This is a genomic window from Photobacterium sp. GB-210, assembly GCF_003026075.1.
Lineage (GTDB): Bacteria > Pseudomonadota > Gammaproteobacteria > Enterobacterales > Vibrionaceae > Photobacterium.
The window spans coordinates 503,630-522,884 of record NZ_PYNU01000002.1 but is presented as its reverse complement, the minus strand read 5'-3'; the positions used below and the strand labels follow the sequence as shown (position 1 = coordinate 522,884).

Annotated in this window: 18 protein-coding genes and 4 tRNA genes; 6 read left to right on the top strand and 16 right to left on the bottom strand. The window is 40.0% G+C overall.

Features of this window, described 5'->3' with window-relative positions; genetic code table 11:
- Nucleotides 1-27: 27 nt before the first annotated feature.
- Nucleotides 28-708, bottom strand: coding sequence for a cation transporter (locus C9J38_RS05920; RefSeq protein ID WP_107206281.1), 681 nt, complete (start codon nucleotides 706-708; stop codon nucleotides 28-30).
- A gap of 158 nt (nucleotides 709-866) precedes the next feature.
- Here C9J38_RS05920 and C9J38_RS05915 point away from each other — a divergent pair, with 158 nt between their 5' ends.
- The 3 genes from C9J38_RS05915 (at nucleotide 867) to aqpZ (ending at nucleotide 3,538) form a co-directional block, all read left to right on the top strand.
- On the top strand, nucleotides 867-1,751 hold the full coding sequence (locus C9J38_RS05915; RefSeq protein WP_107206280.1) for a LysR family transcriptional regulator: 885 nt from the start codon (nucleotides 867-869) through the stop codon (nucleotides 1,749-1,751).
- Between the two features lie 210 nt (nucleotides 1,752-1,961).
- A complete protein-coding gene (locus C9J38_RS21980) occupies nucleotides 1,962-2,486 on the top strand; it encodes a UDP-2,3-diacylglucosamine diphosphatase (protein WP_233218473.1) in 525 nt (174 codons plus the stop codon).
- A 362-nt stretch (nucleotides 2,487-2,848) separates the two neighbouring features.
- On the top strand, nucleotides 2,849-3,538 hold the full coding sequence (gene aqpZ, locus C9J38_RS05905; protein ID WP_199195412.1) for an aquaporin Z: 690 nt from the start codon (nucleotides 2,849-2,851) through the stop codon (nucleotides 3,536-3,538).
- Nucleotides 3,539-3,610: 72 nt separating this feature from the next.
- Here aqpZ and C9J38_RS05900 read toward each other — a convergent pair whose 3' ends face one another.
- The 3 genes from C9J38_RS05900 to C9J38_RS05890 form a co-directional block, all read right to left on the bottom strand.
- Nucleotides 3,611-6,673 (bottom strand): FAD-binding and (Fe-S)-binding domain-containing protein, encoded by a 3,063-nt coding sequence (locus tag C9J38_RS05900; protein WP_107206278.1) that lies wholly within the window; start codon nucleotides 6,671-6,673, stop codon nucleotides 3,611-3,613.
- Nucleotides 6,674-6,887: 214 nt separating this feature from the next.
- Nucleotides 6,888-8,402: a phosphatase PAP2 family protein gene (locus tag C9J38_RS05895; RefSeq protein WP_107206277.1), complete on the bottom strand. Its 1,515-nt coding sequence runs from the start codon at nucleotides 8,400-8,402 to the stop codon at nucleotides 6,888-6,890.
- 94 nt (nucleotides 8,403-8,496) lie between these two features.
- The gene (locus C9J38_RS05890) at nucleotides 8,497-9,945 is read right to left on the bottom strand and encodes an NAD-dependent succinate-semialdehyde dehydrogenase (protein WP_107206276.1); all 1,449 of its coding nucleotides are present in this window, start codon (nucleotides 9,943-9,945) and stop codon (nucleotides 8,497-8,499) included.
- 239 nt (nucleotides 9,946-10,184) lie between these two features.
- Here C9J38_RS05890 and C9J38_RS05885 point away from each other — a divergent pair, with 239 nt between their 5' ends.
- Nucleotides 10,185-11,024, top strand: a complete 840-nt coding sequence (locus tag C9J38_RS05885; protein ID WP_107206275.1) for a pirin family protein — start codon at nucleotides 10,185-10,187, stop codon at nucleotides 11,022-11,024.
- A gap of 51 nt (nucleotides 11,025-11,075) precedes the next feature.
- On the opposite strand, the gene C9J38_RS05880 is transcribed toward C9J38_RS05885, so the two are convergent.
- Both C9J38_RS05880 and C9J38_RS05875 read right to left on the bottom strand, forming a co-directional pair.
- Nucleotides 11,076-11,552, bottom strand: a complete 477-nt coding sequence (locus C9J38_RS05880; RefSeq protein ID WP_107206274.1) for a DUF2947 domain-containing protein — start codon at nucleotides 11,550-11,552, stop codon at nucleotides 11,076-11,078.
- Nucleotides 11,553-11,720: 168 nt separating this feature from the next.
- The gene (locus C9J38_RS05875; RefSeq protein WP_107206273.1) at nucleotides 11,721-11,942 is read right to left on the bottom strand and encodes a hypothetical protein; all 222 of its coding nucleotides are present in this window, start codon (nucleotides 11,940-11,942) and stop codon (nucleotides 11,721-11,723) included.
- Between the two features lie 400 nt (nucleotides 11,943-12,342).
- On the opposite strand from C9J38_RS05875, the gene C9J38_RS05870 reads away from it, so the two are divergent.
- A complete protein-coding gene (locus C9J38_RS05870; protein ID WP_107206272.1) occupies nucleotides 12,343-13,137 on the top strand; it encodes a DUF3108 domain-containing protein in 795 nt (264 codons plus the stop codon).
- Between the two features lie 49 nt (nucleotides 13,138-13,186).
- Here C9J38_RS05870 and C9J38_RS05865 read toward each other — a convergent pair whose 3' ends face one another.
- The 5 genes from C9J38_RS05865 to C9J38_RS05845 are packed head-to-tail and all read right to left on the bottom strand — an operon-like array spanning nucleotide 13,187 to nucleotide 16,463.
- Entirely contained in the window at nucleotides 13,187-13,438 is a 252-nt protein-coding gene (locus C9J38_RS05865) for a hypothetical protein (RefSeq protein ID WP_107206271.1), read from the bottom strand.
- A 37-nt stretch (nucleotides 13,439-13,475) separates the two neighbouring features.
- Nucleotides 13,476-14,042 (bottom strand): gamma-glutamylcyclotransferase family protein, encoded by a 567-nt coding sequence (locus tag C9J38_RS05860; RefSeq protein WP_107206270.1) that lies wholly within the window; start codon nucleotides 14,040-14,042, stop codon nucleotides 13,476-13,478.
- 4 nt (nucleotides 14,043-14,046) lie between these two features.
- The gene (locus C9J38_RS05855; protein WP_107206269.1) at nucleotides 14,047-15,012 is read right to left on the bottom strand and encodes a biotin-dependent carboxyltransferase family protein; all 966 of its coding nucleotides are present in this window, start codon (nucleotides 15,010-15,012) and stop codon (nucleotides 14,047-14,049) included.
- The gene (gene pxpB, locus C9J38_RS05850) at nucleotides 15,000-15,698 is read right to left on the bottom strand and encodes a 5-oxoprolinase subunit PxpB (protein ID WP_107206268.1); all 699 of its coding nucleotides are present in this window, start codon (nucleotides 15,696-15,698) and stop codon (nucleotides 15,000-15,002) included. Before pxpB ends, C9J38_RS05855 begins: the two co-directional genes overlap by 13 nt.
- A 9-nt stretch (nucleotides 15,699-15,707) precedes the next feature.
- A complete protein-coding gene (locus tag C9J38_RS05845; RefSeq protein ID WP_107206267.1) occupies nucleotides 15,708-16,463 on the bottom strand; it encodes a 5-oxoprolinase subunit PxpA in 756 nt (251 codons plus the stop codon).
- Nucleotides 16,464-16,709: 246 nt separating this feature from the next.
- On the opposite strand from C9J38_RS05845, the gene C9J38_RS05840 reads away from it, so the two are divergent.
- Nucleotides 16,710-16,892: a DUF3012 domain-containing protein gene (locus C9J38_RS05840; protein WP_005368573.1), complete on the top strand. Its 183-nt coding sequence runs from the start codon at nucleotides 16,710-16,712 to the stop codon at nucleotides 16,890-16,892.
- Nucleotides 16,893-16,982: 90 nt separating this feature from the next.
- Here C9J38_RS05840 and C9J38_RS05835 read toward each other — a convergent pair.
- From C9J38_RS05835 to C9J38_RS05815, 5 genes are all read right to left on the bottom strand, one after another.
- Nucleotides 16,983-17,069 (bottom strand) — tRNA-Leu (locus C9J38_RS05835).
- A gap of 103 nt (nucleotides 17,070-17,172) precedes the next feature.
- Nucleotides 17,173-17,259: transfer RNA gene (locus C9J38_RS05830), tRNA-Leu, on the bottom strand.
- A gap of 66 nt (nucleotides 17,260-17,325) precedes the next feature.
- Nucleotides 17,326-17,401, bottom strand: a tRNA-Gly gene (locus C9J38_RS05825).
- 20 nt (nucleotides 17,402-17,421) lie between these two features.
- A tRNA-Cys gene (locus C9J38_RS05820) sits at nucleotides 17,422-17,495 on the bottom strand.
- Between the two features lie 173 nt (nucleotides 17,496-17,668).
- Complete coding sequence (locus C9J38_RS05815) at nucleotides 17,669-18,583, bottom strand: PfkB family carbohydrate kinase (protein WP_107206266.1); 915 nt, start codon at nucleotides 18,581-18,583, stop codon at nucleotides 17,669-17,671.
- Between the last annotated feature and the right edge of the window lie 672 nt (nucleotides 18,584-19,255).

The following is a 19,255-nucleotide window of genomic DNA, read 5'->3' as shown; positions in this document are numbered from 1 at the left end:
AAGCTGGCCTTATCTCGTTTACTCTCTTTATTTACTCATTACATGTGCCATTGGCTGACCATGAATTTCTAGTAGTTCGTGTACTGAAAGCCATACCATTTTTACAGGAACAATAATGAAATAAATCGACGCTAATACAACCATTGTTGGATCGGCATAGACTGCATATCCAGCATACTGCGTCATCATTAATAATTTAGCGATAAAGAAACCAGCAAGTACAGCAACACTGATCACCGTGTCCATAATCCACTGTTTTGCTTCAGCATCGGCTAACGCTGATTCAATATTCTCGCTCTTCAACTTAATATAACGGTAAGTCGCATAACAGCCAGTAACACTTACCATACCAAATGCAAGTGCAACGCCCGCATTAATATCACGACCACCCGCTAAAATTGCTTCAACGGCTGAATAAAAAGACCATAAACACATAATGGCAATAACAGAACCTTTAATCGCAATAACAGCAGGCTCAATCATCGCAAATTGAGGGGTTGTCTTATCCACTTCAGGCTTATGAATATAATGCGCAGCACCCAGTGATAACATGGTTAACGCTAAGCTGACGAGTGAATAGGCACCATCAAACACAATTACTAACGAGCCAACAATAGACCCTAAAACAATCCCTATTACTGCAAATGAAAATGATGATATTGTTGACAACAATAGCAATCCACGCTCTTGTTGTATCTTGCTAGACATATATACCTCAATCGACAAATTATTCGTCGTTTTTTGTTGTTGAATTATCCTAGGTACATAATACTGTGACTTAGATTAATAATATAATCTCTGAGCGACAAGTTATTCGTCGCTAATATGAGCATATAGGTTTGTATATTTAACGGGCAAAATTCTGCATGAGAACCAATCAAATTGAGATGTATTTGTATGCAATTAAGACAGGGTCTATTGCAGAAGCCGCACGAAAATTAGGAAAAAGCCGTACTACCGTCAGTGCCGCTTTAAGTGCGCTGGAAGATGAACTCGGTATTGCGCTTTTAAATCGAACAGGAAACCAAATAATTCCCACCAGTATCGGTGATGCAATTGCTAATGATTTCGAAAGAATGCTACTCATTGCCCGTGATATTGAAACCCGCTGTGATCAGCATTTAGCCGGTGTTGAATCCAGCATTCGTATCGCACGTGATGATTCATTACCAGAAGCTGTGTGGCGTAAACTACTGCGTGATATTCGTAAACAATTTCCCCAAACCAGTGTCTCTATTTATAGTGCTCCGCCACAAGAACTAGAAGAAATGGTGACCCAAAATCTTGTTGATGTCGCCTATGGATTATTACCAGATACCCATCAGCTGTCACGCGTCAATCAGATCGATTTAGGTCAAATTCGCATGATGTCCGTTGCCCATAAAGATCATCCGCTTAGTCAATTACGTAAAGTGACAGCAGCCGATCTTGAGCGTTTCACTGAAATTGCCGTAGCATACATCGACGAAGAAAACCTGAAAATTGTTACGCCGAAGGCTGGTAAATACATTGCATTATCATTTTACGAACACCTTCGTGATGCGGTGCTAGATCAAACCGGTTGGTCTTATTTACCTGCGATTCTAATTAATCATTACTTGCGCGACGGCACACTTAAAGTCATCAAGTATAACCGAGCAATGAACTGGCAAGCTTATGGTGAGGTTGTAGAAACCGAATCGCGCCGAACACCTGTCATTAAATGGCTTTCAGAGCAAATAGAAGCTTACTTGTTTGATGAAAGTGATTAGAAATTAATTAAATAGCCACTTAAAAGTCATAAAACCGCGATAGCGTTAAAATTCATCCTAAACAGAGTGTTGAGGAATCATGAATATCAATAGCTATCGCACCTTATGGCTATCTGATCTCCATTTGGTAACCGTGATTGTAAAATTGATTACCTCCTCAACTTTTTAAACATAACCAAGCTGAAACCATTATTTTAGTGGGTGATATTATTGATTTATGGCCTCAAAAAAATCGCTCTTATTGGCCATGCATTACTAAACCTATTACTCGATAAAGCACACCACGATTGTAAGATCATCTACATTCCAGCCAATCACGATGAAAAAATCCGTGACTTTCTTCACTACGATTTTGGTCATATACAACTCGAACGCCAATACACCCATACCACTGCGACTGGAAACAAAAGACTGGCGTTACACGGTGATGAATTTGATGATTTGATCACCATTCATCGCTTTCATAATTATTTAGGAGATAAAGGCTATGACTTCATGCTTTTTCTCAATCGCTGGCTACGCCATAGTCGCCGTCAATTAAATAAACCTTATTGGTCTTTAGCGACATATTTAAAGCAAAGGATCGATAAAGCGCACCAAGCTATTGCTCGTTTTCGTCAAGCTGCGATTAGTCACGCAATAAACAATCCGGTTGATAGAATTATATGCGGCCATATCCACCAGCCAGATCTTCAATATTGTGACGGTATTATGTATGCCCATTGCGGTGACTAAGGCGAAAATTCCCCCCCTTTTAACTGAAACTCATGATGGTGTAATTAAATCACGACACTGGACAGAGACCCATTGTGAATTAATTGCTGATAGTCGTAACTTATTTAATCAGAATAAAACACAGCCACTTAAAAAATACCGCATAGTAATCAATGCTACAACTCGCAATTAACTCATTGATTTATAATGTTTAATCACAAATCAATCACTACACTTAATTACACTTATAGTTAGTCATTCACTTCTGTGAATTCAGATAAATAATGATAATTTATCTTTAAATTAAATGGACACCGCTAGATAGAACGGTGTTTTTAATCCATTATGTGCGTCGTTTTTATAATATCTGGAACAGAAATATGATGAGAAAGTTGGTTGCCGAGTTTATCGGTACATTCTGGTTAGTGCTTGGTGGTTGTGGTAGTGCGGTTTTGGCTGCTGCTTATCCTGACTTAGGCATCGGTTTTCTCGGTGTAGCATTAGCATTCGGTTTGACTGTTGTAACTATGGCATACGCGATAGGTCATATTTCTGGCTGCCATTTAAACCCAGCAGTAACTGTTGGCCTATGGGCGGGTAATCGCTTCCCTGCAGGTGACGTTATCCCTTATATTATTTCTCAAGTACTTGGTGCTATCGCTGGTGCTGCTGTCCTTTACGTTATCGCAAGTGGCCACGCTGGTTTCAATCTCGCTGGCGGTTTCGCATCAAACGGTTATGGCGAGCATTCACCTGGTCACTACTCATTATTATCTTCTTTCGTTACTGAAGTAGTGATGACATTTATGTTCCTGTTTGTGATTTTAGGTGCGACCCACAAGCTAGCATCACCACAAATGTCAGGTTTAGTTATTGGTCTTGCGCTAACACTTATTCACCTAGTCAGTATTCCTGTAACAAACACATCGGTTAATCCTGCACGTAGTACAGGTCCTGCTTTGTTCGTTGGCGACTGGGCAACATCTCAACTTTGGATGTTTTGGGTTGCGCCTCTTATCGGTGCGGTTCTAGCTGGTTGGGTATACCGTTGGTTAGCACCAAATAACGACTAATATCATTATTACATCAGACACTAAAAAAGCGAGCATCAGCTCGCTTTTTTAGTGTCTTCGCTTTATCAATAATTAAGCTTCTTGCACCGTTTTTAATAACACTTGTACAGGGTGCTGAAATTTAATGTGCTCAAAGCGCTTCACTTGGCTTCGACAAGAGTATCCCGTAGCCAGACAACGTGAAGGATCTAATTTATCGATATTGGGTTTCCAACTTAGGTTATACACCCCTTTAGAGGTCTCTAACTTATCTTTTTCATGACCAAATGTGCCAGCCATACCACAACAACCCACCGCAACAGATTGAAGCGCTATACCAAAGTGACTAAATATCGTCTCCCATTGCTTTTCAGCATTAGGCATCTTGGTTTTTTCAGTACAATGAGCAAATAAATACCAAGGTTGTTCTTCTGTCGCTTTATATTGCTTTAACTCTGGCAATAAGGGTAATAACCACTCATGTGCGGTTAACACTTCAAAGTTACCACGGGTTTCTTTTAATACTTCAGCGTATTCATCGCGGTAACAAAGTACAAGCGCTGGATCGACACCCACCATTGGAATATTGAGCACGGCTAATTGATTCAAGAAATCAGCCGTGTTACGAGCGGTTTTCGCAAACTGACGCAAGAAACCTTTTACATGCTGCGCTTTACCATTTGGTTTAAATGGCACCAAAATTGGCTTTTTACCCAGTTTTTCAGCCAAAATAATGAAATCTTTTACCACTTCAGCATCATAGAAGCTGGTAAACGGATCTTGAACAATCAGCACATAATTCTGACGCTCTTGCTCTGACAGCGCTTGTAACCATTGCAGATCAAAACGCAGCGCATGGTGTCCATCAAGTTTCTCGGTTAATGTCGGCAAGGACAATAACGGCATATCAACATACCCAATCGCTTTTTCAGTGAGTTTTTTCGACCACTCCGGACGTGTTAAGGCATTCATCACCCCTGGCGCTTTAGCCATTAACGGTAAATAGTTTTCAACATACGCGACTAAATAATCTTTCGCTGGTCGTTGATAGCGACTGTAATAGATATTCATAAAGCGAGAGCGGAAGCTTGGAACATCCACTTTGATTGGACATTGGCTTGCACAAGCTTTACATGCCAAACAGCCATTCATCGCTTCCATCACTTCATGAGAGTAATCATATTGCTTACGACGTTCGCCATACGTATTTTTGAGACGATCGATGATCTGTTTAATCGTTGGTGTCGTGGTCAATAACTTATGTTCTAACTCGTCTGCATTAACGCCCTGCTCTGCTAATTGACGTAGCCATTCACGAACCAGTCCTGCTCTCCCTTTTGGAGAATGGCGACGATCTGCGGTGATCTTCATCGATGGGCACATAGGCGAGCTGGTGTCATAGTTAAAACACAAGCCATTACCATTACATTCCATCGCTTGTTTAAAGCTATCTCGCGTTGTTATAGGGATCTGACGATCAAAAAAACCTCGCTTTCGATCATCAACCTTCACTAATTGATCATCGCTCTCTAATGGCGTACAAATTTTTCCTGGGTTTAAACGATTGTGGGGATCAAACGCTGATTTTATTCGACGTAATTCTGTGAATAGCTCATCACCAAAGAAAGCCGGACCATATTCAGAGCGGAAGCCTTTACCGTGCTCGCCCCACATCAATCCGCCATATTTTGCCACCAGCTCAACAACTTGATCAGAGACTTCTTTCATCAAGCGCTCTTGCTCTGGATCGCACATATCAAGTGCCGGACGAACGTGTAAAACCCCCGCATCAACGTGACCAAACATGCCATAATTTAATTGTTTATCATCAAGCAACTGACGGAATTCAGCAATAAAATCAGCTAAGTTTTCAGGAGGTACACAGGTATCTTCAGCAAATGCGATAGGTTTTTGACTCCCTTTTGCCGCCCCCAATAAACCCACGGCTTTTTTACGCATGGTGTAAATTTTTTGGATGCTCGCCAACTCTTCACAAACTTGATAGCCAATAATGCCTGCTTCATTCGCCGTTATCATGGCATCAAGTCGTTCACACAGTGCTTTTACTTGTTGTTGGTTCTCGGCAATATCGTTGCTTGCATACTCAACCATATTAATCCCAAGCATTTCTTTGCCAGGGACATCGGTTAATAAATCACTAACAGTGTTCCAAACAATGTCTTGTTTTGCGAGATTCAATACTTTGGAATCGATGGTTTCTACCGATAGCGCTTTAGCTTCAACCATCATTGGCGCATTGCGTAGCGCTGAATCAAAACTATCGTATTTAATATTTACAAGCGTTCGTGATTTCGGGATCGGCGTAATATTCAGTTTCGCTTCTGCAATAAACGCAAGCGAACCTTCCGCCCCACACAACAAACGACCAATATCAAATTGTGTTAGTTCATCGTCATAAACATTTTTTAAATCATAACCCGTTAAAAAGCGATTCAAAGGTGGAAACTTATCGATAATTTGCTGGCGTTTTTCACGACATATTTGTGCTGAGGTTTTCACAACTTTTGCAGCGAGATCATCACCTGATATCGACTCTATTTGCGTTTCATCTAACGCTTCGGTTTTTAATACTGAACCATCAACAAGGACTGCCGTTAACGACAATACATGATCAGACGTTTTTCCGTATTTTAACGACCCTTGACCCGAGGCATCAGTGTTAATCATACCGCCCACGGTAGCGCGGTTACTGGTCGATAAATCAGGAGAGAAAAAATAACCGTGAGGACGTAGCGCATCGTTAAGTTGATCTTTTACGACACCTGTTTGTACTCGAACCCAACCTTGTTCAGGATTAACTTCCAGTACCTTATTCATATGGCGTGAAATATCGACAACCACACCAGGCGTTAATGATTGGCCATTGGTTCCCGTACCGCCCCCACGAGGAGAAAAGGTGATTTTTTGATAGTTTTTCTGTTGACCAATTTGACCAATTAACACCAGATCATCGATATCTTTAGGTAAGATAACCGCCTGAGGAATAACTTGATAAACGCTATTATCTGTTGCAACAGCGAGTCGACTCGCATAGGTTTTCTCTATCTCGCCTCGAAAACCGGCCGCGGATAAATCGTCAAGGAATGACAGCACCAGTTGCTCGATACTGTGCTGATGGGTTAATGCTGGTAACATTGTGCTCCTTCTCCAGTGTACGCTATCACTTATAGCGGAGTCGTGTCCTACGACTACTGGCCTTCTCTCATTTAATATTTATAGCCTGATCGTTATAAATTCGATCATCGGCACATCAATTGTAGATATTATTATCACTTTACTTTACCTTACAACGCGATAGAACAAAACAAACAATCCTTGCTTGTCACTTCCGCTTCCGCCTTGAAGGTGCTTATTTCAAACGATAGCTATGCGCAGTCATCAATACGCACGCCATAACCATGACGACAATAGCTAATGTTTTTATCAATAATATAGCGACTGTACTTATTACGATCTCTACCCATAATGAGCTCAAAAATCCAATCGCCAATACAGAACCAAGTAGCATCACTGCTAATTTCAATTTTTGAGTATAAGTAATTGTCTGTCGTGATCGACCTCTATCAATAAAGACAGCGGCACTCATTGCAAGCGTACAGGCTAATAAATACACTTGCTGAGGGACTTGAAAATAGCTCACACCCACAGCAATTATCACGCTAAGTAGCGCCCAAAACCGCCAATTACGCACATGCTGATAGGCTGAACCTGAACGTTGCCACCAAATAAACAAAGCTAAAAGCACTATCCCAACACTCAAGCCAAGTACGGTATCTGAGATAAAATGCACACCGAGCCAAACCCTTGCGATAGCTTGTAAACTAATCGCAATAATCAACAGCGGCAGTGTCTTAAAGCGAAACGTTGTTAGGTTTGAAGTCAAGTGGGGTCGATAGCGATGAATCAACAACGGCAAATTGTACCAAAGCAATCCCCATAGTACCGTTGCCATTAATGTATGGCCGCTCGGCAAACCAAAGCCACTGGCTGCTGTTTGTTGTAACTCTGGCCAAATATAAAATGGACGAGGTGATGCTAGCGCTAATTTCATTACCGAAGCAATAAAAGTGACAGTCACAAGAACGCTTGATAAATACAACATTGCTGTGACACCAAAACCGACGGTAACAACGAGCAATAACAAGCCAATAAACAGCTTTTCACCGGGTAAGTTAAACACAGATAGCACTCGTTGAAAAAGTGATTGGTAACTATCAGGCAGCGATTTGATTTCTTGTTGAAATGACTGAATCTGTGTCAGCTCCCATTGATGTAACCTACTCACCGCTTGGTAGTCTGCGGCATTGGTCGTAATTTCACTATTGGGTACTTGTGATAATAAGTGTTGGATCAGTGGAACATCATTAGGATAGCGATAATCTTTTGGCGTAATGTTTTCAGCTGACAGTAAATATGCACACTTCACCTCTTTGGTAAAATGCTTCGCTTGCCAAGTACTAATTAACAAATCATCATTTTCTGTCGTTGTTAACGGTTGGGTATAAGGCGAGATCACTGTTGTTGGAATGGGCTGCTTCGCTACACACGCAAATAACGTTGTGTTACCCCGTAATTTTAGCAACTTCACCGCGTCAACATGAATGCCAGTTTCTTCATAGACTTCACGTACAGCAGCCTGCTCAGGGCTATTCATAGGATCAATTCGACCGCCAGGTAAAGCCAATTTCCCTGATATTTCTTCTTTTATAACGACAACTTTATTACCGTGACGGATCAAACATGCTGAGCCAACCAATGGAACAGCCTGAGCTGGGAACGAAAAAAAGAGAATAAGAAATAAAGTGAAAATAATCCTGTAAGGCTTTATTGCAGACAATGAAGGCGTCGTACTAATACGTACCATGGAAAATAGTATCCAAGAAGAATAGAAAGAAGAAAGCTGAGAAACGCAGTGTAACTCAGCTCGCTAGACATAACGCTAAAAGAATAACAAAATGCTATAAGCCACCCATTAAGGTGTATTTCATCTCAGTATATTCTTCTAAACCTTGATGCGCACCTTCTCGGCCAATACCTGATTCTTTTACCCCACCAAATGGCGCGAGTTCAGTAGAAATTACCCCTTCATTAACTCCGACCATGCCATATTCCAGCGCTTCACTAACACGAAAAGCGCGTGATAATGATTGAGTATAAACGTAAGCTGCAAGCCCAGAATCGGTATTATTAGCGCGTGCAATAACATCTTGCTCATCCGTAAACTTAAACACAGCAGCTAACGGACCAAAGGTTTCTTCACTCGCCACTAACATATTATCGGTTACATTACTTAGCACCGTAGGCTGAACAAAGCAGTTTGTTGAAGGCTCTCGTGTACCTATAACTAAGTTTGCCCCTTTCATTATGGCGTCGTTAATGTGTTTTTCGACTTTCTCAACCGCAGCTCGGTTTATCAACGGGCCAATAGTTACGCCATTATCAACACCATTGCCAACCGTTAGTGCTGACACTTTTTCAGCTAGCTTTTCTACAAATTGCAGATACACATCACTATGAACATAAATACGGTTAGTGCACACACATGTCTGCCCTGCATTACGAAACTTAGAAACCATTACCCCATCAATCGCGCGAGATAAGTCAGCATCATCAAACACAATAAATGGCGCGTTCCCCCCTAACTCTAAAGACACTTTCTTAACAGTAGCGGCTGATTGTGCCATCAAAAGCTTACCTATTGCCGTTGAGCCTGTGAATGAAACTTTGCGAACTCGCTTATTGCTCATAAGCTCTGCGCCAATTTTAACGGCATCTCCCGTAATAACATTAAACAACCCAGCAGGAATGCCCGCCCGATGCGCGAGCTCTGCAAAGGCGAATGCAGTATAAGGGGTATCAGGGGCTGGTTTTAATACCACGGAGCAACCCGCAGCAAAAGCTGGACCACATTTACGTGTGATCATTGCTGCAGGAAAGTTCCAGGGTGTTATGGCAGCAACCACACCAACAGGCTGGCGAGAAACTAAAATACGGGCGTCTTCTTTATGGCTTGGAATGATCTCACCGTTTAGACGCTTAGCTTCTTCGGCATACCATTCAACAAAACTCGCCGCATAGGCAATTTCACCTTTCGCTTCAGCCAGTGGCTTACCTTGTTCGGCAGTAAGAATATGAGCTAATTCATCACGGTGTGAAACAATTAACTCATACCACTGACGTAAGATCATCGAACGGTGTTTCGCTGTTGTTTTTGACCACAATCGATACGCTTTATCTGCCGCATCAATCGCAATATTGGTTTCTTCTACACCCATAAGTGGAACATGACCAATAACTTCATTTGTCGCCGGATTAGTAATATTTACCGTTTTACCAGAAAAGGCGTCACTCCATTGGCCATTAATAAATGCTTGCTGTTTAAACAAGCCACCAAAAGAAAAAGTCATTCGTGTTTCCTATTATTTCGTCAATATTGAGTATCTATTTAATGTTGATTATTGTAATACAAATAAATGTTAAACGTTTAATATTCAACTTTCATTTTACCAGTAACCAAATTTTTGTTGCTAATAATGCGGCAGATCGGCGAGTAAGCAACTAGGCTAAAGAAGAGTTGAATATTAATTTGTAATGGCATGATACATAGGCTTGTTTTCTAGCCTTACGAAAACAGGTAACAATAGCAATGACTAGAAAAATTGCAGTAATTCGGCACGGCATAAAACACGGTGCCATCGTCACCTATATCGATACCCCGCATCTTCCTGATACCAACCCCTTTATCCTTTGGGATCATTATTTATCTACTAACCGAGCACATAATGAACTAGGTTTTCATGGCCACTCAGGTATCGATGCTGTCAGCTATCCCGTTATCGGATCAATCCAAAACGAAGACAGTATTAACGGTAAAAATCACATTCAAACGGGTGATATTCACCTCACCACCTGTGGTTATGGTATGGCACATAAATCACTGATGAAACCACACAATGGGATCGCAGAAGCGTTTCAAATGTGGACCGCTTCGCCTTCAGAGAAAGAAGGAGAAATGACTGCGCCATCAAGCACTCATATTGCCAGTAAAAAACTACCTCTCGTTGAAGGCACACACGCGACAACAAAAGTACTCATTGGTCACTACAATGGTGTTGAAAGCCCAATAAAACACAACTGCAATATTATCTATCTTGATATTATTGTCACGTCATACGGTAGTTGGACATTTACACCACCAGAGACCCATGTTGCAGGTTTTATTTATTTACGCTCAGGTCACGCCTATATCGCAAATAATCAACTACATCCGAATCAAATGGGAATTTTTGCTCACTCGCAATTACCCATTACCGTCACAACCACAAACCACAGTGCACGTTTTTTTATTGCGTTAGGCGAGCCATTAAACCAACCTTTAATAACAAAAGAAGGCTCGGTTCATTCTTCAAGCAATAATTTACACATCGCATTAAAAAATATTCAACAGATCATAAAACAATTACAGCCCATTGAAGAAAAAACATAAATAACAACGCCCTGTAATTTAAAAAAATAAATATTACAGGGCGTTAGAAAATTATGGGCGTAATGCTAACTGATAAGTACCATTGGATTGAAACCACAGCGCTTGTTTTTGTTTGCGACCCAATAGAATTGGACCATCATCAAAAAACAAAAAGTTTTTCCAGTTACGTTTAAATACACCCCATTTAGTTTCTACAATATTGTACTTTTCGTAGCAAAAATAAATCGTTGTATTATCTTCCCATTGCAAAGCTGTCAAAATAGCAGCTGGCAATGATGCATCATCATCGTTATCCCAAGCATCTTGCCAATCTTCAGGCTCTGACCAGTTTTTTGTATCTGCCGCCCAATCACCGTGCTCAAAGTGATCAGAATCCGGACTCTGTTTACTAATATGTTCCTGCCACAATTGCGAAGAACGCGCTTGGGTTAACGGTTTTATTTGCTCAAGATCTGTCGTAGGAACAGGCATCGAAGCATGGGTAAAAATCCACTTACGCGTGTAATTATCAAGTTCGGTGTAATTCATCAATTAGCCTAAATATATAATGACACCGCAATGTACATCAGACACAAAATTTGTTCCAGTTACAGGCTAAGAAAAAAGCATTCTTCATCGATGATCTCAATGTATCAAAAAAGCTACGAACATCATCGTACTTCATCCATCACTTCCCGTGATTATAATTATCCTGTTTTATTTTTCGTTACCCCATAAATTGCTTACCCAACCGCCCGCATTGTCATCATAATGACTATCATCAAATGTTGTTATTGGCTTTATGGGGTGTTCATTATTATGACTTTCTAGTAGCTGTGATATGTGCATCGCCATAGGATCACCTGTCGATTTCATTTGATGCCGAGTTGCAACTTCTTTGATAATTTGTAATCGATATGACGAGTTCATTTTTTTCATCACACACTCCTATTTCTTTAGACATAAACGTATAAAAAATAGGCGCGCTAACACTAAACGTCAAATAACTGTATTACTAGTGTCACAACAGACAGCTATAGACCTCGAAATAAAATTTCTTAAATAACAACACGTTATTTTTTAATTAAAAGATGATCTTTACGACCGTTTACAATCAAAATCATAACCACATGATTTAAAAGGAGTTAATAATAGATTAATTTTTTATTTCATTTCAGTCCTATTATTAATTATTACGATGAAAAAGACATTTGCAGAATGATCTATATAATCGAAGTGGCTTGGTGCATAAAACACATGCTACTTGATCATCTTGTTACCAAACCTGTTAAACTATAAAACGCTAATGTTCGTTATATCTAAATGTTTAGGAGTACCTGTGCGTTTATTGTCTTTATTTACTACGTCGGTTTTATCTTTATTGAGTGTAACAGCCATTGCAGCACCGACAAGTAATCCTTCAACAGCACTACAAAAAGTAAGTCATGCCACCTATTCTTTTCCGAACCAATTTCATCAATGTAAAAAGACATTAAATTACAATATCTTTTTTAAAGGTCAGAAAATTGGTCATTATCAACGTCACATTGTTTGGAAAGGTGATAACGCTGATATTTATACCAACAGTGAGGTTGATGTTTTAATCACTAAATCAAAAATGCACTCTCATACTCAATTACATTGGTCAGATGCTGCTCAACGCTTTATCACGGATAAATTTCAACGAACGATCACTGGACTAATGGCAGGAAATGTCAGTGTAACGTTTAGTAACGATGGCCATAACTCTACAGTGACTGATGATGGAAAAACGCAGAAATATACCAATGCTTTCGCGCCTATTCTTGATGGAGACACAATTGGTAGCCAAATGCGTCTTGATTTAATTGAAGGTAAAAAGAACTTTGATTTCATCATGCAAAATAGTGACGAAACTAGCCACTACTACTTTGCAGTCGTGGGTAATGAAACAATCGATACTAATTTTGGTACTCTAAATACCATTAGGGTTAATCAAACGAGAAAAAGCGATCGCCAACTTTCATTATGGTTTGCGCCATCACTTGATTATCAACTCGTAAAGGCAACTTATCACCGTAAAATTGTCGATTTAGAAGCGGTACTTATGAGTAAAAAGATTGATTGCCCACCAAAGCAGTTATTCAAAAAGTAATCCTCATTGGTAGCAAGAAGCCGAGTTGACTTATAACTCGGCTTCTTATTTATTTCATCGTCACTTTGCCACCAATGATTTTAAATGCAGGTGTACCTCTTACTAATGCATCTCGTGCGAATACCACACCACATTCAGGGCATGTTGCAGATTCAATCGTAAAATCTTTTACAATTCTTTCTTTAAAACATTTTACTAACGCCCCTTTTCCACCTTTTCGATATTTAAATAAGAGCGTTTTACATTTAGCACAAAAGATATCAACTGTTTTTGTCGGCCCTTTTTTATTCGGTTTTGCCACCGTAGATCTCGCTTAAATGATAACGATAAGCAGATCGTTAATTACCTGAAATCGTATTTTCAATGAGTATATCAATCTGCTTTCTATCAGTATCATAAACGCCAGCCAAGTTGCCGTATTTAGGCGAATGACGATCATTTTGATAAGGGTATTGCCAGCCTGTCGTCGTTGCGATAAACATCTCTGCAAATTGATGTGAAATAGATAAACATCCCGCTAAAACCGTATCAACATAGGTTTGTGTAATAGGAAACTGCTGACAAGGCGGTAAAGCACTATTATTGATATATACCCAAACTGGTTCTGATAATGTGAGCTTCGTATTTTCTAACAATTCAATTTGTTGTGCAGTAATTTGAATACGTTGATAGCCATGTTCTCTTTGGTCAAAGTCTCTCAAACCTTTTTCATCAACTTCAATTAACACGCCATTACAGACACCTTGTCCCGGCTTTACGACTAAAGGCGCGATAGGATAACTGCCATCAACATTACCCCATGAACGCTGTAAACCATGCACTAATGCAGGATAAGATTTACCAGTATTACCTGTACGGTTTCGCGAGTATTTATTGATCAGGCTTCCATAGCCGAAAATATACATCCAATCACCTTTCTTTCTTTTCGTTACCACAATTGAAAACATTAAAGAATCGACAGAAAGTAAACCATTTCTGTAACTCAAGTTCAAATCGCTCTGGGCTTAATGGTGAAAATCGGATTGAATCTCCCGGTTTTAATTGACTAACCAAATTAAGATCGCGCTGAGTAATGCAACCTAAAATAGGATATCCTCCCAACGTTTGTCGATCATTGAGTAAAATAATGGGCTCTCCTGATGCAGGAAATTGAACCGCTCCCTTTGCTATAGGTTGAGAGATCAATGTCGTCTTATTGGGGAGGATCTTTTCCCCTACAAGCCGATAGCCCATGCGATCACTATGTTGACTCACTTGATATTCTGACTGATAAAACTGCTGCTTTTGCTGTGAAGAAAACCACTCTGCTTGATATGATTCAATAATAGATACCGTTAACTTTTCGGCATAATGGGGTATATAGCGTGCGGGTACTGCTTGAAAATGATAAACGTTATTTCCACCATATTTAGAAAGTCGTTGCCCCTCTTTTAGTGACTGCCCCGTACCATCAAAACCGCCCAGATGATTCCTAGCGACTGTCGATACACTACCTAGACTTTCTTTAACACAAAATCCACCGTCAATGGCTAAATATGCTCTTAACCCCTGACGTGCATAGCCTAACTGCAATACTTGCCCACGCAATAAGCGTACTGTTTGCCAGGGCATAACCTTTTTCCCATCAATCTTGGCTTGCATATCAGCACCAGTGAGAGCGATAGTACAATCGGTAAGAACGTTAAAACTGACTTGCCCTAATGTGATCTCTATTTGAGCTGCATTAGGATCATTATTTAACAATAAATTCCCCCAGCAGAAAGCATGAAGATCCATTGCGCCACCTTGGCTTAATCCATGCTCTGCCACACCATATCGACCGAGATCTTGCAACTGCATTAGCATCCCTGATTCAATGATCTCTAACGCTTCCATAACTGCCCTCCTAGATCTAAAAATTCTTGTTTGGTGATCGCAAAAAATTGCACCTGATCGCCAATTGAAAAAATAGATAACGGGTACTGATCAGCTAAAAATAAGGATTGCGGACAATTACCAATAATATGCCAACCTCCTGGACTTTGATCGGGATATATTGCGGTTTGGTTATCGGCAATACCGACGCTTCCTGCTGGTATTTGAAGCCGAGGTGACAACAGTCTAGGCATTGCGATTTCAGCATCCACCGAAGATAAAAAAGCAAACCCAGCAGTAAAACCTATTGCACCTACCTGATAGATTTTATCACTATGTCGAGTAATGACTTGTTGCTCTGTTAACTGGCTATGAGCGGCGACAGTAGCTAAATCTGGCGCAACATCTGAATGATAATAAACAGGTAATTGATGCAGTTTTGATGTTAAATGGCGAGAGCCTTTATAACTTAGTCGATGATCAGCAAACCATTGCTCACTTGCCGCAACCAATAAAGAATAACAATTACAGTCCAGCCGAAAATGTAACATCACTTTAGTATACGAGGGAGTAACATCGATTAATTCACGACTATATTGTGTTTTAATAAACGTCACGTAATCAGCAATCATGGCTGTTGTTTCAGCGGTAATTTTCTGCCCAAATTCCACCATCATGGCTGATTCAGTTAACCGACTAATAAGCATAATAACGTCCTATTTATTATCATTTGCTGACTGCAATAACAGGGCGATCTCTTTAATTGTTGCAATTGATTCAGGGTTATCACCATGCACACAAATGGTATCAACCTGTAATGTTAATAATTTCCCACTCTGGGTTCTCACTTTACCTTGAGCGAGTTGTAATACTTGCGCTTTTATCAAATCAGGATGGTGATGTACTGCACCAGCTTCATGTCGTGGAACTAATAATCCACCGGCTGTGTAAGCTCTATCTGCAAACGCTTCAAAAAGTAAAGAAACACCTTTTTGTCTGGCTATTTGAATATATGCCTCATTATTTGCTCGTGACAGGACCATAAGAGAAAGAGGAAGAACACGGGAAGTATTAAGTTTTGCGATCGTTGAAACAATGACTTCGAAAATTTCAGGATCTTGCATCATTTGGTTATATAACGCGCCATGAGGCTTCACATACGTAATAGACACAGCATTCAGCCGACATAACGCATCTAGCGCCCCGACTTGGTAAGCCACACTATGACTGATTTCATCCAACGTATGGGGAATAGGCCGTCGTCCAAACCCTTCTTTATCATTATAGCCAGGGTGAGCACCTATGATCACATCATGATTTTTAGCTAAAGCAATCGTTCTTGCCATCACTGTCGGATCGGATGCATGAAAACCGCACGCAATATTCGCCATATTGATCCATGGCATCACTGCTGCATCATCCCCCATATTCCAAGCACCAAAACTTTCGCCCATATCACAATTTAATTTCATCATGCCCTCCTTACAATCATGCCAAATCACGGACTATCAATAATTATCTTAGCCCTCCGAAGCATCAGAGTATTGGTATTTAGCAAACCTGCCTTTTCCTTTGTTATTGAAATATTACATAATTATCACATAAAACACTTTTTTAAATTTGCTAATACGTGACCTTTCAGCCATTCTTACGACATTGTGAGTAATCGCAGAAATTTAACGCTGAAGCTGATAATTAATCAGTAATAAAGGATGTTTATGAAGAAGTTATTTATTTTATTAGGTGCTGTAACACTACTTTCTGCATGTACACCGGAAGTGGGCAGTGAAGATTGGTGTAACCAATTAAAAGAAAAACCAAAAGGTGATTGGACAGCGAACGAAGCAACCGAATTTGCTAAAAGTTGCATCATTCGTTTCGGCACTGATAGCGATAAATAACAAAAAAGAGCCTTTCGGCTCTTTTTTATTTGATGTACTCACATTACAGACGAAAAAAAAGCTCATCTAATGATGAGCTTTCTTTATAGATGGTGCCCCGGGCCGGACTTGAACCGGCACAGCGCGAACGCCGAGGGATTTTAAATCCCTTGTGTCTACCAATTCCACCACCAGGGCACGCAATTACTTGCGATGGGTAAGACACCATCTGTAGATATCGCTTATTCGCTATATCTTTTAATTCTATTTTTTCTTTTTTACCTAATAGGTAAAATAAAGATGGTGCCCCGGGCCGGACTTGAACCGGCACAGCGCGAACGCCGAGGGATTTTAAATCCCTTGTGTCTACCAATTCCACCACCAGGGCACGCAATTACTTGCGATGGGTAAGACACCATCTATAGATACCGCTTATTCGCCATATCTTTTAATTTGGAGCGACACACGAGGTTCGAACTCGTGACCTCAACCTTGGCAAGGTTGCGCTCTACCAGCTGAGCTAGTGTCGCATAATATTCTCAAAAGAGAATGGAGGCGCGTCCCGGAGTCGAACCGAGGTCCACGGATTTGCAATCCGCTGCATAGCCACTCTGCCAACGCGCCATTTTGTTCACACCGAGAAGTGAGTTGCTCTTCGGTATGGGGTGCATTCTACGTAATGTAGCTTTTGAGTCAATACTATTTTTTAAAAAATAATGCTAAGCGATTATTTTACAACCAAATTATATGATTCAGCCTGTGATTTGGTCATCATAAGATGTAAAAACATCATTGCGTTACATCATATCTCGCATTGCTGCAGCAGGGATCACTGCTTTAGAATGAGTCTGTACTTTTAAAGTCAGCTCTTTTCCAAGATTAAGTGAATGGCGAATGCTTTTACCGCTAATCCTTCCGGCCAGATATCCTGCAATAAACGCATTATCTGCAATATAATCCGTCGTCTGCCCTATTGGTTGGATCACAGATATCTTCATTTGAGTATGAAGGGCTTTAAGATCGCTTATCGGGTGGTCGCTATATTGTTTAATAACTAATTCACAGCAGTTCGAGTGACTATAGCGTTCAATAATGTCAAAGCTAGTGCCCCAGATTCGTTGTTCGTCTTTTATCTCAATGAAAGCAATGTCTATATATGGTAATAACTGACATATCCAGTATCTTGCTTGCTGTGGTGTCCACATATGAGGCCGATATCGATTATCAAAATAGACTTTGCCGCCATCTATTTTATATTTTTCTAACAGTACCAATAACGCTGCTTTTGCTTCATCGGTTAATAATGCAAAGCTTACTGCACTGATATAAATAGCATGATAGTTATAGTTACTTAATGCTATTTCAAGTGGTGATGACTCCCTTGAAAAGTAATAACGAGCAGCATTATCTTTATTCCAAAAATGGCGGTAACAGTGCCCTTCTCTATCTGTCTCGATATAACAAAGATCAGGGAATTTAGTCGAAAGATACCGGACTAAACTCGTATCAATGCCTTCTTGCTGCCAACACGATAATAATGATAGTGATAACTTATCAGTCCCTACGGCAGTCGCATAACTGACAGAAATAGCTCGAGATTGTCCAAGCCGAGACAAATACAAGGCTGTATTGGGTACATCTCCACCATACGTTGCATACTTAGTCGTGTTATTTATTTCAACAAGCGCTTCACCAAAGAAAACAATTCTCACACGGATACCCCATCGTCAGATATCTAAGATTATGCTTCCATTCATATTCATCGTTATGTTGTTTATTAAAGCCTAATACAAATACGACGAATATTGATAATACAATCATCTAGATTTAAAGTATTTTCAGTTCATTATATGGCATAAATGCAATCTCCATGATTAACGTTATTAATGACGTTTTATCAGCTCTCTTCGATGAAAATAGATAGCTACTACGAAGATACTTTTGTCTCATTATTTAAAAGAAACGACTTAAATACGGATGATTATCTATGCTATTTTTGTCGGCAAGATCTCATCATTATATATTATTACGTTATTTAACTAAGGTATGTAATGTACATGGATTCAAGCCTTTTTATTTGATCTTGCTGTTCTTCTTTTTGCAATTTCGGTAGGTTTTGCCGTTTCGTTTCTAACAGTAAAATATGATGAGATTGATGAGGTAACTGAAAGCAAAATTGAAGCGTGTTTTTTCTCTGGGGCGCGCCTATCGGTAGCGGCTGTATTGCTTATCTCTTGATGTAATTCAATTTTCAGAATAATTTGACCTATCTTTTACGCTTGTAGCCGTGACAAGCGTTTAATTCCTCTTCCGTATGCTTTAACCTCATTTATACGTTAAACTTTCATCTATCTATTACTTAATCGCTTTCTTAGCTTTAATAA